The 14,536-nt window shown below is 39.9% G+C and carries 9 protein-coding genes, 7 tRNA genes, 1 rRNA gene, 1 pseudogene and 1 riboswitch; of the genes and pseudogenes, 17 read left to right on the forward strand and 1 reads right to left on the reverse strand.

What is annotated here, in order from left to right; translation table 11 throughout:
* Window positions 1-9 precede the first annotated feature (9 nt).
* The 14 genes and pseudogenes from rrf to ACPUYX_RS18545 all read left to right on the forward strand — a co-directional run bounded on the left by rrf (window position 10) and on the right by ACPUYX_RS18545 (window position 6,442).
* A 5S ribosomal RNA gene (rrf, locus tag ACPUYX_RS18480) occupies window positions 10-125 on the forward strand.
* A 48-nt stretch (window positions 126-173) separates the two neighbouring features.
* Window positions 174-257: transfer RNA gene (locus ACPUYX_RS18485), tRNA-Tyr, on the forward strand.
* 9 nt (window positions 258-266) lie between these two features.
* Window positions 267-341: transfer RNA gene (locus ACPUYX_RS18490), tRNA-Met, on the forward strand.
* A 6-nt stretch (window positions 342-347) separates the two neighbouring features.
* Window positions 348-422: transfer RNA gene (locus ACPUYX_RS18495), tRNA-Gln, on the forward strand.
* 20 nt (window positions 423-442) lie between these two features.
* Window positions 443-518 (forward strand) — tRNA-Asp (locus ACPUYX_RS18500).
* Between the two features lie 4 nt (window positions 519-522).
* Window positions 523-598: transfer RNA gene (locus tag ACPUYX_RS18505), tRNA-Lys, on the forward strand.
* A gap of 8 nt (window positions 599-606) precedes the next feature.
* Window positions 607-683, forward strand: a tRNA-Arg gene (locus ACPUYX_RS18510).
* A gap of 210 nt (window positions 684-893) precedes the next feature.
* Window positions 894-967 (forward strand) — tRNA-Cys (locus ACPUYX_RS18515).
* Window positions 968-2,377: 1,410 nt separating this feature from the next.
* Window positions 2,378-2,567, forward strand: a riboswitch (cobalamin riboswitch).
* A 179-nt stretch (window positions 2,568-2,746) separates the two neighbouring features.
* Window positions 2,747-3,499: an energy-coupling factor ABC transporter permease gene (locus tag ACPUYX_RS18520; protein WP_426381099.1), complete on the forward strand. Its 753-nt coding sequence runs from the start codon at window positions 2,747-2,749 to the stop codon at window positions 3,497-3,499.
* On the forward strand, window positions 3,499-3,825 hold the full coding sequence (locus ACPUYX_RS18525; protein ID WP_426381100.1) for an energy-coupling factor ABC transporter substrate-binding protein: 327 nt from the start codon (window positions 3,499-3,501) through the stop codon (window positions 3,823-3,825). Before ACPUYX_RS18520 ends, ACPUYX_RS18525 begins: the two co-directional genes overlap by 1 nt.
* 12 nt (window positions 3,826-3,837) lie before the next feature.
* Window positions 3,838-4,620, forward strand: coding sequence for a cobalt ECF transporter T component CbiQ (gene cbiQ, locus ACPUYX_RS18530; protein WP_426381221.1), 783 nt, complete (start codon window positions 3,838-3,840; stop codon window positions 4,618-4,620).
* Between the two features lie 289 nt (window positions 4,621-4,909).
* Complete coding sequence (locus ACPUYX_RS18535; RefSeq protein WP_426381101.1) at window positions 4,910-5,752, forward strand: energy-coupling factor ABC transporter ATP-binding protein; 843 nt, start codon at window positions 4,910-4,912, stop codon at window positions 5,750-5,752.
* 224 nt (window positions 5,753-5,976) lie between these two features.
* Window positions 5,977-6,194 (forward strand): annotated as a pseudogene (locus tag ACPUYX_RS18540) (YnfA family protein); the annotation flags it as partial.
* Between the two features lie 95 nt (window positions 6,195-6,289).
* Window positions 6,290-6,442 (forward strand): hypothetical protein, encoded by a 153-nt coding sequence (locus ACPUYX_RS18545; protein ID WP_426381102.1) that lies wholly within the window; start codon window positions 6,290-6,292, stop codon window positions 6,440-6,442.
* Between the two features lie 568 nt (window positions 6,443-7,010).
* Here the strand turns inward: ACPUYX_RS18545 and ACPUYX_RS18550 are convergent.
* Window positions 7,011-8,459 carry an MFS transporter gene (locus ACPUYX_RS18550; protein ID WP_426381103.1) on the reverse strand — a complete coding sequence of 483 codons (1,449 nt, stop codon included), beginning with the start codon at window positions 8,457-8,459 and terminating at the stop codon, window positions 7,011-7,013.
* Between the two features lie 672 nt (window positions 8,460-9,131).
* Here ACPUYX_RS18550 and ACPUYX_RS18555 point away from each other — a divergent pair.
* From ACPUYX_RS18555 to ACPUYX_RS18565, 3 genes are all read left to right on the forward strand, one after another.
* On the forward strand, window positions 9,132-9,701 hold the full coding sequence (locus ACPUYX_RS18555) for a TetR/AcrR family transcriptional regulator (protein WP_426381104.1): 570 nt from the start codon (window positions 9,132-9,134) through the stop codon (window positions 9,699-9,701).
* Between the two features lie 191 nt (window positions 9,702-9,892).
* The gene (locus tag ACPUYX_RS18560) at window positions 9,893-12,985 is read left to right on the forward strand and encodes an efflux RND transporter permease subunit (RefSeq protein WP_426381105.1); all 3,093 of its coding nucleotides are present in this window, start codon (window positions 9,893-9,895) and stop codon (window positions 12,983-12,985) included.
* Window positions 12,975-14,204 (forward strand): efflux RND transporter periplasmic adaptor subunit, encoded by a 1,230-nt coding sequence (locus ACPUYX_RS18565; protein ID WP_426381106.1) that lies wholly within the window; start codon window positions 12,975-12,977, stop codon window positions 14,202-14,204. The genes ACPUYX_RS18560 and ACPUYX_RS18565 overlap by 11 nt, the downstream gene beginning before the upstream one ends.
* Window positions 14,205-14,536 lie beyond the last annotated feature (332 nt).

Below are 14,536 nucleotides of genomic sequence, written 5' to 3' on the forward strand. Positions count from 1 at the left end.
TCTCAGAGATCTGGTGATCATGCCGGAGGGGTTCCACCCGTTCCCATACCGAACACGGAAGTTAAGACCTCCAGGGCCGATAATACTTGGGGCATAGCCCCTGGGAAAGTAGGTCATCGCCAGGTAAGACAAGGGGACTACTCGAAAGGGTAGCTCCTTTTGTGTCCTAAATTGGGTAGGTGGCCGAGTGGTTAAAGGCGACAGACTGTAAATCTGTTCCGCGAGGTACGATGGTTCGAATCCATCCCTGCCCACCATTTAACCATCGCGGGGTGGAGCAGTGGTAGCTCGTCGGGCTCATAACCCGAAGGTCGTCGGTTCAAATCCGGCCCCCGCAACCAAAAAATTGGGGTGTCGCCAAGCGGTAAGGCACCAGACTTTGACTCTGGCATTCGTTGGTTCGAATCCAGCCACCCCAGCCATGTCATCGCCCACCAATTAAGGCCCCGTGGTGTAGTGGTTAACATGCCTGCCTGTCACGCAGGAGATCGTCGGTTCAAGTCCGATCGGGGTCGCCAAAATGAGCCATTAGCTCAGTCGGTAGAGCACCTGACTTTTAATCAGGGTGTCCCGCGTTCGAGTCGCGGATGGCTCACCAAAAAAATTGCGCTCGTAGCCCAGCTGGATAGAGCGTCTGACTACGAATCAGAAGGCCGGGAGTTCGAATCTCTCCGAGCGCACCAAAAACAAATATGCCGTTGTAGCTCAGAGAAGTACTCAAGTGGCTGAAGAGGACGGTTTGGAAAACCGTTAGAGTGGGTAACTGCTGCCAGGGTTCAAATACCTCCTTCTCCGCCATAATATGTTCCTCGGTTGCTCAATGGCAGAGCACTAGCCTTCCAAGCTAGCTACGTGAGTTCGATTCTCATCACCCGCTCCATAAGTTATTCTTTGGCGGCATAGCCAAGTGGTAAGGCAGAGGTCTGCAAAACCTTTATCCCCAGTTCAAATCTGGGTGCCGCCTCCAATATTTTTGCCAATGTGGCGGAACTGGCAGGCAGACGCACGGGACTCAAAATCCCGCGGGTTAATAGCCCGTACCGGTTCGATTCCGGTCATCAGCACCATAACGAAAGTTGAAATAAGCATAATAGATTTTAACAAACAACTGATCTTTTTGGGTCGGTGTTTTTTATTTTTGATGAGGCTCAACGCTTATGGGGCAAAAGCCAGGTTTTTGAAAAGCACAAGGTTAATAAATCTGAGCCAGACTTAATAATTGAAATAGCCGAGAAGATTTCAGACTGGTCTGTGATGGCCTTGTTGGAGAAGGTCAAGAAATACATAATGGTGAAGAAGCAGGTATTGCAGGAAAGATGCAATTAAAAAGCAGGAAGTAAACATGGATGGTAGTTTGTCCACCAAAGCTAGAGAATGTTTTTAAAGATATATGTCGAGTTAAAACTTTTGATAAATTGGATTTGAATGTTTCTCTACGTTCTCATTTGGCAGATGATGTTTCCGAATGGGTGGCCAGCCTACTTGATGAAACATAGAGGAAGCAAATAATATTAGTATAAAATTCTTGGCCTACAAGTCTCTTAAAAGACTAGACGGATATCCGGTAAGCAGGGTGCCTGTGACGATTTTGTTATTGGAGAACTTTAATAGTCTAACAGTGGCTTGTACTCACTTGTGGCGCGGTACTCGAACAAGCCGGACCAGCAAGAAGTGCCGAACCCCAATGTCGGAGCATAAAGCTGGGCATACGTGAGTGTAAAATGAGTGTTGTCTCGGCCGAGAGCGAAACGGTCTCTATCTGCCGTAGCGATGATAAGGCAGGGCGACCCGATATGCTCTATGAGCGGATATCTTTAGGCACAGGTTAATCCATTTTTGAGTTTTTCGCTTCTGGTCACTTTTTGGTACTTCTTCCAACTCCCATACTGGGAAAGACTCCGGCGTTTTCCGGACATCCGACATTCGTGTAATTTTGAAGATTCAATATGTATGTTTTTGCTATTTCCGGTGGCAATACAGTTATATGGAAACAAAGTATGTTTTTATGCTTGAGTTGATTAGATCTTCAGACAAACAGGAGGAATAATATATACTGTACATAAATTATCCCCTACTACTTAGTCTGATTTATAGTTGGAGTTTTCCTTAATTTAAAGGAAAAGTTTCTGTTATTAATAAAAGCCATTAATAACATATCAACATTCTATCGACAGGGGATATATGTAATGATAACCTTTTATTAGTTAAAGTGGATTGGCGTTCACTTTAACCTCCTTGTTGGGCTCCTGTAGCGATACGGGGGTTTCTTCTTTTGCATAATAACGAGTCTCAGATACAATGGTGATAACAAAGTAATCAGGTCCATTAGAATTACATAAACACTATACAAACTCTTTTCTTCTTGTTATAATAATTATAGTTAAATATTGGAATGAGTGATTCTTTCCTGAGGGGAAGGAATTGAAAAGGGAAGTCAGTTAAAGCTGACGCGGTGCCCGCCACTGTAAAAGGGAGCCAATTCACAAATGTCACTGGATATCGATCCGGGAAGACGTGAGTTGATGATGATCTTAAGCCAGGAGACCTGCTTATTCCGAAGTTGAACTACCTACGGGATGTTAGGGAGGTGTATACCTGTGTTTTTGGTAATTTTACCTGATACCGGTTGAGCTAGAAACCCTTCTGTTGGTAGAAGGGTTTTTTTAGTTGGAGGGTAATTCGAACAAGCAGGAGTCTATTAAGAATAAGGAAGAGGTCTTTTTAAAAGTTAGGGGAGGATTCAATTATGAATATAAGGGAAAAGAAAATAGTTAGCCTATTTGCGGTCTTTGCAGGGTTATTCGGAATAACTCCGGCTGCTTATGCAATGCATATTATGGAAGGATACCTTCCACCCAAATACTGTATCGCATGGGGACTCATCTGTCTGCCATTTCTGGCAGCAGGTTATTTTGCCATCAAGAAACAAGCTGCACAGAATCGTAAATCCATGACCTTGCTAGCAATGGCTGGTGCCTTCGTTTTCGTCTTATCTTCTTTAAAGATTCCATCAGTTACAGGAAGCTGTTCACATATGACAGGTACAGGACTTGCTGCAATTTTATTTGGACCATTTGCAGTAAGCATTTTGGGTATTATTGTACTTATTTTTCAAGCAATTCTACTGGCGCATGGCGGACTTACCACGCTGGGTGCAAACACTTTCTCCATGGCAATTGCTGGCCCGATTATATCCTATGTTATTTATATGTCGTGTAAAAAACTAAAGGTCAATAATAATGCTAGGATTTTTCTAGCAGCTTCAATTGGAGATTTATTTACGTATTGTATTACCAGTTTTGAGCTGGCACTTGCCTATCCGTCATCGAACGGCGGTGTTGTTGCCTCTGCTCTTAAGTTTCTCGGTGTATTTGCACCGACCCAGGTGCCGTTGGCAATTATTGAGGGTATTTTGACAGTTGTTATTGTGATTGGTCTTGAGACGTATGCAAAATCAGAATTGATAGGTATCGGATATATGGACGGAGGTGTTGAATAATGTCGAAATCGAAAAAAACAGTTATCATTTTATCATTAATTGCACTACTGATCGCAGTTGTTCCTCTGTTTATGTTAAAAGGAGCAGAGTTTGGTGGTTCTGATGACGCCGGAAGCAAAATAGTTGCAGAAATTACAGGAACCGACTACAAGCCGTGGGTTGAACCGGTTATGAATCGATTAATTGGTGGAGAATTACCGGGCGAAGTAGAAAGTCTATTGTTCTGTGTACAGACCGGTATCGGCGTGGGAGTTGTGTTCTTCTTCCTCGGCAGATTTGTTGAAAGAAGTAAATGGGAAAAAGAAACAGGCAAAAAATTAGGTTAGGGGGTTGTTTTTCTGAAACATGGGGGGGAATTCGAAATTGATTTTTATTCCTATGCTTCGAAAATCAGAAAATGGAATGCCACGTTTAAGGTTTTATTTGCAGTATTATTAATGAGTCTGTGCATTGGACTGAATAATCCCTATGTATCTGCTGCAGTTATCCTTGGAATGGCATATTTGATCGTGATGAAGGGAGGTCTTTCATTACACGAATATCTTTCGGTATTGGCGATTCCAATTTCCTTTATTCTCCTGGCAACTCTGACAATTGCCGTTGATTTTGCCTGGAAGCCAATAGGACAATATAATTTACATCTTGGCCTTTTCTATGTTTTTACCTCCCTGGAGAAGCTCAAAGAGGCAATTTTCATGATCCTAAAAGTGTTTGCTGCAGTTAGTGCATTACAGATGATGACATTATCAACACCATCTTCAGAAATTATCTCTGTTATGAGGAAAGCACATATTCCGAAACTTATAATTGAACTGATGAACATGATTTATCGTTATATTTTTATTATTTTAGATGTTCACTCCAAAATGAAGAATTCTGCAAACTCACGACTGGGGTTTTGCGATTTCAAGACATCATTGCATACCTTCGGAGGGATTGCCAGTAATATGCTTGTTATTTCTTTGAAAAAGGCAAATGGATATTATGATGCGATGGCAGCTCGATGTTATGATGGTGAAATGATATTTTTGGAGGAAGACAAAAAGATAGACATTATCCAGTTAATATCGGCAGCAGTATTTATTGCCATTTTGTTTTTGATCTGGGGATTTACTAAATAGATTTCTTCGCCGCTAAAGGTACCATCAAAGAGTGAACTCGTTCAGCTAAAACTGAACATCGGAGCTTCGGTGACGAAAGTGTTCTGCGGACACTTTCGCCGAAAGCGCCAAGCCCATAACAAATGCTATCGCGCTGAAGGATGGACTCTAACACCACCGAAGCGAACGGGGGTCACTCCCACTTGAAGTGGGGGTCTCACGATTAGATGAAAACTGGTGCGCAGCAAACACTTCCTTTTGAGGAAGATCTGGAGTTTCTTGACACTATTTAATCATATGAGGAGAGTCTATGAAAGAACCAATTTTAAGTATCCGCGATTTATATTATATCTATGGAAACGGACAAGCAGCATTAGACGGGGTCAGTATTGATATTAATGAAGGTGAGAAAATTGCAGTTATCGGTTCAAATGGAGCCGGAAAATCTACATTTTTCCTGAATGTCAATGGTGTTCTAACGCCGAAAAATGGAGAAATTCGTTATAAGGGCACTATTATTAATAAAATGAATCTAAAAGAACTGAGGAAAACTATTGGAATTGTTTTTCAGGATGCAGATAATCAGATTATTGCTTCAACGGTCAGGGCGGAAGTAGGGTTCGGACCAATGAATTTAAAACTTCCTAAAGAGGAAGTCATAAGAAGGGTCGATGAAGCCCTGACTTATATGAATATCCTAGATTTTAAAGATCGTCCGCCTCACTATTTAAGTGGTGGGGAAAAGAAAAAGGTCACTATTGCTGACATTATTGCCATGAAGTCAGAAATCATTATTTTTGATGAACCAACGGCTGCGTTAGACCCGTTAAATGCCAAGATGTTGGAAGAGATTTTATCCAAATTGAGTATGGAAGGGAAAACAATTTTGATTTCTACACATGATGTGGATTTTGCTTACCGATGGGCACAAAGAGTTCTTGTTTTTTGTCAGGGAAAGATCATTGCGGACGGAACACCACTGGAAATATTCCAAGAAGAAGCAGTTTTAAAGAAGGCAAATTTAAAGCAGCCGATGATGTTAGGTGTGTATGAATCGCTGGTGGAGGAGCATCTTCTTGCCGATGGAAAAATATTTCCAAAAAGTATCCAGGAGTTTCGAGAAATGCTCCAGAAGATGCGTAAAAGTAACTAATTTCATAGTCAGCATAACGACAGTTCCAGTTAAGGGAGACTTCGGATAAATACCAAGGTCTCTTTTTACGTTATAAGGCACATCAAGGCCATACAATTACCGTAATAATTAGCGGTTTGCGTTTGTTAAGACAAAGTCGAGTAGAATTGACATAATACTTAAATTTAGAAAGGAATTAGTTTGTATGAATGCAATCATACTATTTGTTCTTGCTGGTTTGTTTTCTTGGTAGAATCATACTTGTTATATACGGTATCATCCCTACTTTACAAAGGTTTCCGAACTTCGGGAGAGTTTATGCTGCTTATGGAGGGGTATTCATATTTTTAGCTGTTTTATGGGGGTGGATCATTGATAAAAAAGTACTTGATCGGTGGGATTGGATAGGTACAGTAATTTGTTTAGTGGGTTATCAATAATGCTTTGGACACCCCGTCATTAGATTTTGCTGGTTTGACTTATATAGAATACTTCTAAGCAACGTTCTTTATAGCCTTGTTTCTAAATTGCATTCCGGTTGTGATTTCGTTAAATATAATGGATATCGTCAGAAAGTCCGGTGACAAAATCGATTCTCAGAAACTTGGAGCGGCTTTAGGCTGCGAAGTTGTGGAAACCGCCGCAATTATAAAGGTGAAGGTTCCATATACTTTTCTTTACGCTGTATATGTTGTTCCGTCCGTTACCTAAACAAAAAGCAGTTCTGAGCCGGGCAGTAGGTGCTGAGGCATAGATTTATTTTCCAATACAATCCCCATTTGCTTAAGAAGGTTTTTTTTATGAATTTGCCTACAATACTTATCAGTTTTTTCCTAGTTGCTCTTTTTGCTCTGGCCGTCCGCTGCGTTATAAGAAAAGGAACCTGCGGTGGATGTGGCCAAAAAGGCTCCTGCAGTCATTGCAGTCACAGTTAAGACGATGAAGGTTTCCGATTACCAGGAGAGGTTGATGCTAATCTTTCATAAGTGTTTATAGAGAAGGGACAGAATTATGCGTTCACGAGACAAAAGTTCAATCCCAGTAATAGGTTCATCGATTAGTAAGGGTTTAACTTTCTGTGCCAGACATGGAATTACATGCAAACTGGCTTGCTGACCTTTGGACAAGTTGGAATTCGATGAACTTGAAGACGCATACTAGCCTTGCCTGATCATGTCTGCTGTGTAGAACTGTAAGAAAGGTCCCCCCGATTTTCCGTTACTGGAAATCGGGGGGACCTTTTGGGGATGCTATTTGTTCCACCGCTTAACTAAAGCAGTTAATGAAGAGATATATATTTATTTAACTCAACACTTGTGTTGTCGGAGTGTTTAGCAGCAAATACACAGATTAAAGAAGCAATAATCCCCAGGATAGTTATTCCTGCGAAGCCTACATGAAATGAAAGTATCTGGGCTTTAGCAAGAGTATGGTGTACAAGAGAGTAATCACTGAAAGCACCGTCATAGAGAGTCCCTGCGATGGCTACTCCCATACTCATACCTAAGGATCTGGACATATTCAATATTCCTCCGGCAACGCCTGCGTGCTCAGGCGGAATGCTCCCCATTACCGAACTATTATTAGGAGGCGTGAATATTCCAATTCCTGCGCCTACTAAAACCAATCCCAAGAGATAGACATAAGCAGCAGTATTATTTGATAATAGGATTAATACAATTGCGCCCAACGAAGAAATAATCATACCGCTGCTCGTCAATAGTTTAGTTCCCATATGGTCAGCAAGTGCTCCGGAAAAGGGTGACATAATAAACATCGCCAGAGAGACTACCGTCATTATAAGACCGACCAGGAATGGAGACAGTTGTAATATCCATTCCAGATAAAACGGCATCAAAAATAGTACACCAAACATTAGCGAATAAGAAAGTAATCCAGTAATATTTCCGCTTGTAAACGTTCTGTTTTTAAATAAGTGAAAATCAATCATAGGATTTTTGCATTTTTTCTCCCTAAGGATAAAAAGAGAAAAAAATATAATACTTACAAGAGACTCCACTAAAATTTCGGGGGATAACCAACCGACTTTATAACCGTTTTTAAAAATCAGAACCAATAAGATCAAAAATGGTGTGAAAAGCAGGGCGCCTAAATAGTCGAACCGGGAGGAATGAAGATTAGGCTGATCCTTTGGTAAGATAAAACTTGCTGTGATTGTACCGATTATCGCAATAGGAATATTAATATAAAAGATTAAACGCCAACCAAAACTTCCAATTATTAAGCCGCCAACTGTAGGCCCTATAGATAGACCAATAGCTTGAGCTGCCCCTTGGATGCCAATAGCTTTACCTCGGCTTGTTGAGGGAACAACTGAAGTGATAATTGCAATTGAGTTCGCCTGTAACATGGCTGCGCCCAGAGCTTGCAACACTCTGGATCCTATTAGCAAGGGCATGGTTGAAACGACTCCGCATAATCCTGAGCCGAAACCAAAAATTACAAAACCAACGGTGTAGAACTTTTTTCTTCCTATCCTATCTGATAAACTGCCTAATAAGGTAAGCAGAGATGTTAACGCTAAAAGATAAGCAATTGAAACCCATTCAACGCTGTTCATACTTACCGCAAAACTTTTACTTAAAGTAGGCATAGCAACATTGATGATACTTGCGTCCAAGGCAGCCATAAATGCACCAATACACACTGTACCTACTACGAACCAATAATAGCCTTTTCTATGATGTAATGATGCATTCGTACTCATTATTGTCACTCCTTAAAGTTCAAATAGCTGCATTGTTTAAATTTAAAATAAGATTGTTTAGGGGCCATTCTGAAATGGGTACCTTTGTAAATCAATGAAATATTTGTATAGAGCATTATTATGCTCTTCTCAATAACATATTTTAATAGCATTAACCTTGAAATTAATTCGGTCAACTTGTTAATACCAGTGAATAATATAAGTATAAATTTAAACAACTCGAAAATCAAGGAGATCAAGGTCTAAAAACATAGAAAATTGTAGAATGTTATTACATATGTTTTAATATTTGGTAATAGATAGGAATACCCGTATTTTGACTTAGAGATATTAGGCATATGATTGCCTAAATAAAGAAAAGTGACCATTAAATATAATAATAGCACTTTGCTGCAGTGTCCATTTGATCGAAGATCATTATCTTTGATGGCGCAAGTGCCATTCACCTTGGTGCAGGGGCATCCTTTTTTAGATTCAGCCATTGGACACATTCTTTAATCCTTGCCAAAACACTACCAGTGATTAATGGCTGTTTAAAATGACCTTGCTTTTCCAAAGACGTTAGATTAAACATTATTACGAAATAGAATTGACAAATCATAGTAATATTAGCTTTTACTATTTGTGAATTTTGTGTTATACTTTAGCGGAATAGTGAAAAGAGGTTCATTTATGCAACATCTTAAAGATGAAGTTCGAAACAGAATAATCATGGAGGCAATGAAAGAATTTCAAGATAGGGGGTTTTTACATGCGTCAATGAGAACTATAGCTAATAATGCCGGGGTAGCTATAGGCAATGTCTACAGATACTTTAAAAACAAGGAAGATCTGTTCAATGAAATAGTAGAGCCGGTATATCAATGCTTTTTAGGAATGGAAGTACATAAGCAAGAGATATATTCGTTTGAAGAAATTGTTGATTCCATTATGGAAGTTATGAAAGAGTATAAAATCCAGTTATTAATTATGGTGGATAAAAGCAAAGGAACAAAGTATGCGAGTTTCAAGGAAGAAATAACTAAGTTCGCAGAAAAAAGTCTAAGAGAAAGTTTATGGCCTGAATTGCAAAAAAAAGGAATTGAAGTTAAAGATCCTTTTATTTTTTATATTATTGCTTCAACGTTTATCGAAGGTTTATTTTTAATATTACGAAAAGCTGAGGAGGAAGTGGCAACACGATACTTGATTCATCAGCTGATGATTCTGTTTTTTAATAACCTGGATAAACGTTTTGAGTAGTTTTTATAAGTTATTAAATAGGGGCATTTTCAGGGAATAAATGAAATTTAGCACATTCTTTATGACAAATAAGTAGGGCGAGGCAATTTGTTGAGTACTTAACCTAGTAGTCAGATTATTTAGTTTGCCTATTTTGGAAGAGAGCGTAAACTTGTCAGTTACTAAATTTGAAATGAATAAGGAAGAAAAAAATGAATTTAACAGAGATATCGGTTAAAAAACCAGCGGCGATGTGGATGGTCGTCGTATTATTAGTGGCGTTAGGAATAATTGGTTATACCAATATGGGCGCCAATTTACTGCCTTCGATGAATATTCCGGTTATATCTGTCACAACAACGTACAGCGGTGCAAATGCTGAGGACATCAGGAAAGATATTATCAAGCCGATTGAAGATGCTGTCTCAGGCATAAGCGGGGTAGACACAATAAATTCCACGGCTAAAGAGGGATATGGAACTGTCACAGTTACTTTTAAAATGTCTGCGGACATGAATACTGCTTATTTGGATGTCCAAAAAGCTATTGATGGTATTTCCAATACACTCCCGGCAAATGCCGATAAACCTGTTTTATTTAAGATGGACACCAACGCAATTCCAATCTTGCTGCTTTCTGTCAAAGGAGATAAGGTTGGTAGTGACGAGCTTTATAATGAATCAGATATCATCAAGCAGAAAATAGAGAAAATCCCGGGAGTAGGTAATGTTACGATCAGCGGCGGAGAAAAGAAAGAGTTAATGATTAAACTCGATAAATCCGCTGTGGAATATTATGGCATAACCGTTAACACGTTAATCAACAAATTAAATTCCGTAAATATAAACATTCCTGGCGGAGAGCTAAAACAGGATAATGTTGATCAATCAGTCAGAGTTATTGGGCAATTTCAGAATATCGAGGATGCCCAAAATTTGATGGTTCCTACGGCAAATGGAGGAACCGTACGTCTGGGCAATATTGCCCAAATTAGTCTTGAAGAACCGGAAGCGACGTCATTGGCACGGTTCAACGGACAGAAAACAATGACAATAATTGTAGGCAAACAAAGTGATGCCAATGTCGTTGAAGTAGCTAATAGTGTAAAAAATGAATTAGAGACCATTAAAAAGACCATTCCCGCAGGTATACAGATGGATACCGCCTTTGACACGACTACATTTATTACAGACTCATTAACGGAGGTAAAACACAACCTTATTGAAGGGATTATCGTTACGGCTTTGGTGTTGTTTGCGTTTTTCCGCAGTTTCAGATCGTCCCTGGTAGTTCTGGTTGCCATACCGACATCCCTGATTGCTACCTTTTTCATGATGTATAAGCTTAATTTTACATTGAATATGATGTCTTTAATGGGGTTATCTCTAGTTGTCGGTACCCTGGTTGATGATTCTATCGTTGTAATCGAAAGTATTCAAAGACATCTGACGATGGGTAAAGGGCTGGTTCGAGCAGCAATTGATGGCCGAATGGAAGTTGGAATGGCTGCCATAGCTATCAGTCTCTGTGATATTGTTATTTTTGCTCCTATATCTATGATGTCAGGGATGATTGGTCAGTATTTCAAAGAATTTGGCTTGACAATAGTTGTAGCTACGTTATTTTCTCTTTTGGTATCCTTTACGATTACCCCAATGCTTTCGTCAAGGTTATTAAAAACAGAGAAAAAGCAAGTGACTCCCGAATATAAAAAGGACAGCCTTTTTGGTAAAGTCACTCAAAAATATCGGGAAACACTCGTTTGGGCGCTTGAACACAGAAAAAGAGTACTGATTGTAGGAATTGCTGGGGTAATCCTAAGTATTGCTCTTGTTCCTATGGGAATATTGAAAACGGAATTTGTACCGACTACCGATCAAAGCAGTTTTACCGTCAATATGGAGCTCGCTCCAGGTTCGACTTTGGAGCAGACCAGCAGCAAGGTCACTCAGCTGGAAAACTATTTACACAATACCAAAGAGGTAAAAAGTTATTTTTCAATGATCGGTCAAAGTGGGCAATCGAACACGGACAAATCAGTCGCCCAGATATATGTTAATTTAGTCCCTAAAAACTCTCGTCAAAAAACTCAAAGCCAAGTTGCCGGTGAGGTTCGCAGCTTTGGGAAAAGCATGACCGGAGTGGATTTTGATGTTGAAGAGTCTCAAAGCGGAGGCGGAGCATCGAAGCCTATTTCAATCAGTATTAAAGGAGATGATCAGGCTACCCTTGCGACTCTGTCCAAGCAAGTTGAAACTATCGTCAAATCGGTTCCCGGTGTTATAGATGTTGGTAATAGTGCCGATGTCAAAAGCAGTGAATTAAGAGTGACGATGGACAGTATAGCTGCCGCACAGGCGGGAATCTCCACTTCGGATGTAGGCAGTACGATCAGGATGGCCTTGCAGGGTACAAAAGTGGGAGTCTACAGATCCAATGACTCGGAAAATGATATAACACTTAAATTTATGGATGGACAAATAAAAAATGTCGATGACATCAAATCCATAAAGATTACCAATCAGGCGGGAGTACAAATTCCTTTAAGCCAAGTTGCAGCAGTTGTGAGAGGAGAGAGTGAACCATCTCTGTCCAGAGAGGATAAGCAAGACGTTGTTACTGTTGATGCTAACCTTCAAGGAAGAGTTCTTGGTGAGGTCACCAGGGATATTCAAACGAAACTTAGTTCTGTAACCTTGCCTTCAGGATATAGCATAAGTTATGGTGCAAGTCAGAAGAATATGGCCGATTCCTTCAGCTCTCTTGGCCTAGCCTTAGGTGCTTCCTTGGCGCTGGTATATATGATCTTAGTAGTTCTCTATGAATCGTTTTTGACCCCAGCGATCAGAATGGTTTCTCTTCCCTGTGCTATTATTGGAGCGCTTCCTTTGCTGGCCTTAACCGGGCAAACGTTAAATATGATGTCTTTTATCGGTTTGATTATGCTGGAGGGGCTGTCATCCAAAAACGGAACATTGTTAATAGACTATACGAATACCTTAATGCACAAAGGTATGAGCTTAAAAGAAGCCCTGATTGAATCGGGTACAACAAGACTAAGACCAATTATTATGACCAGTGCAACCATGATTGTTTCCATGCTGCCTGTTGCTCTTTCCATTGGTGAAGGAAGCGAGATGAAACAAAGTATGGCTATTGTAATCATCGGAGGCATGATCATGTCTACGCTCCTTTCACCCATTATTTTGCCGGTAGTTTATACTTTAATGGATGATTTAAAGCATCGTATTTCAAAGAAAAGAAAAACAATAAATACCGGGGAGGTTCCACAAATTGAAATTTAATCTTAGTAGGATCAGGCAGATTAAGAAACGTACTATAATTATCGGTCTATTGGTAGTAGCCGCTGCCTTGGGGGGGAATTATGCTCTAAAGCATAAAAAAGTTGAAACTCCAGCGGTTACTGTAAAAAACGTAAAAACTCAAAAGGTCGCCGTTGGTTCTTTGTCGACTATGGTTGATTACGCCAGTAAATTTGATCCTGTTCAGGAAGTACAGGTTTTTCCCAAGACCGGTGGAAGAGTTTCAAGTTTAAATGTTGATATTGGTTCTAAGGTAACCAGCGGACAGGTTCTCTTTACGATTGATGCGTCGGATCTTCAAGCTCAGCTGCAAATACAACAACAGGCCTTAGCCGTGGCAGAGGAAAACTTGGCAAAAACACGCTTGACCTCACAACAAACCTTAGAGAAATCTCAGATCAGTTATAATGATGCTCAAACTGATTATAATAATGCAAAAGCTTTATACGATGGGGGAGCTGTTTCTAAACAGGATTTAGACAGCGCCAAAACAAAATATGATAATGCTGCTATAGAGTTAAAGGCTGCTCAAGATGATTTAGCAGTGTCAGCAGCAGAAGCACAAGTAGAACAAGCGAAAGCAAGTGTCAATGCTGCTCAGATCCAGCTTGATAATCTAACCGTAGTATCCCCTATCTCGGGAGTAGTTTCTGCTAAAGACGTTAAAGTCGGAGGAATGGTCAGCAGCCAATCAGGTTCGGTTACGGTTATTGATTCCAGTAGTATGGTGGCTGAAATTAGTGTTCCGGATATTGTTATCGGTAAAATAAAGGTAGACCAAACTGTACCTGTGAGCATAAATGCCATGAAGGACAAAAAGGTCTCGGGAGTCATTACTACGATCAGCCCTAACTCGGATGCGAAGGACAATTCGTATTTAGTGAAAGTAAAAATTGACAATTCACAGAGTGGTTTAACTGCAGGTATGTTTATTAAAATATCGCTGCCGGCTGAAACTGAAAGTAATATATTGCTCGTTCCCAATGAAGCCCTCAGCATAGAGAATAATGTAAATTATCTTTATGCAGTTGTTAATGGAAAAGTTAAGAAAATAGCTGTCACGGTTGGTATTTCTGACAATAAAAATACGGAAGTCAAAGGAAATATCACAAAGGGTATGGAGGTAGTTACAGAAGGACAGAGCTTTTTAAATGAGGGAGAAAAGGTGGATATTGTCGAAGGAAGTAGTAAGTCGGAATAAAGTCTCTAGATGTTAAGAAGTAGGTTATAGGCGAGATAATAATAAGAGCCCCCTGGACATTAGATTGTTGTCTAGGGGGCTCTTAATGTTGACTGTAATTATTTTTACCTACGTGCTGGCAAACGGGAGTCTAAGGGGTGAAATAGAGCCTGGTTGAAACTTCTTGCTGGTTGGGCTAAATAATAGTGACTTCAGGACAAATATATGGTATAGTACCTTTAGTGATAGTATTCACAATCACAAATAATAATTATAATTGTGAATTATGTGACAAAGTGTTTCTTTTGGTACTTATAAGCAACCTAAACGCTTATTAAGTTATATTTTAAAGG

The sequence above is a fragment of the Desulfosporosinus sp. SYSU MS00001 genome (assembly GCF_049943955.1).
Classification (GTDB): Bacteria; Bacillota; Desulfitobacteriia; order Desulfitobacteriales; family Desulfitobacteriaceae; genus Desulfosporosinus.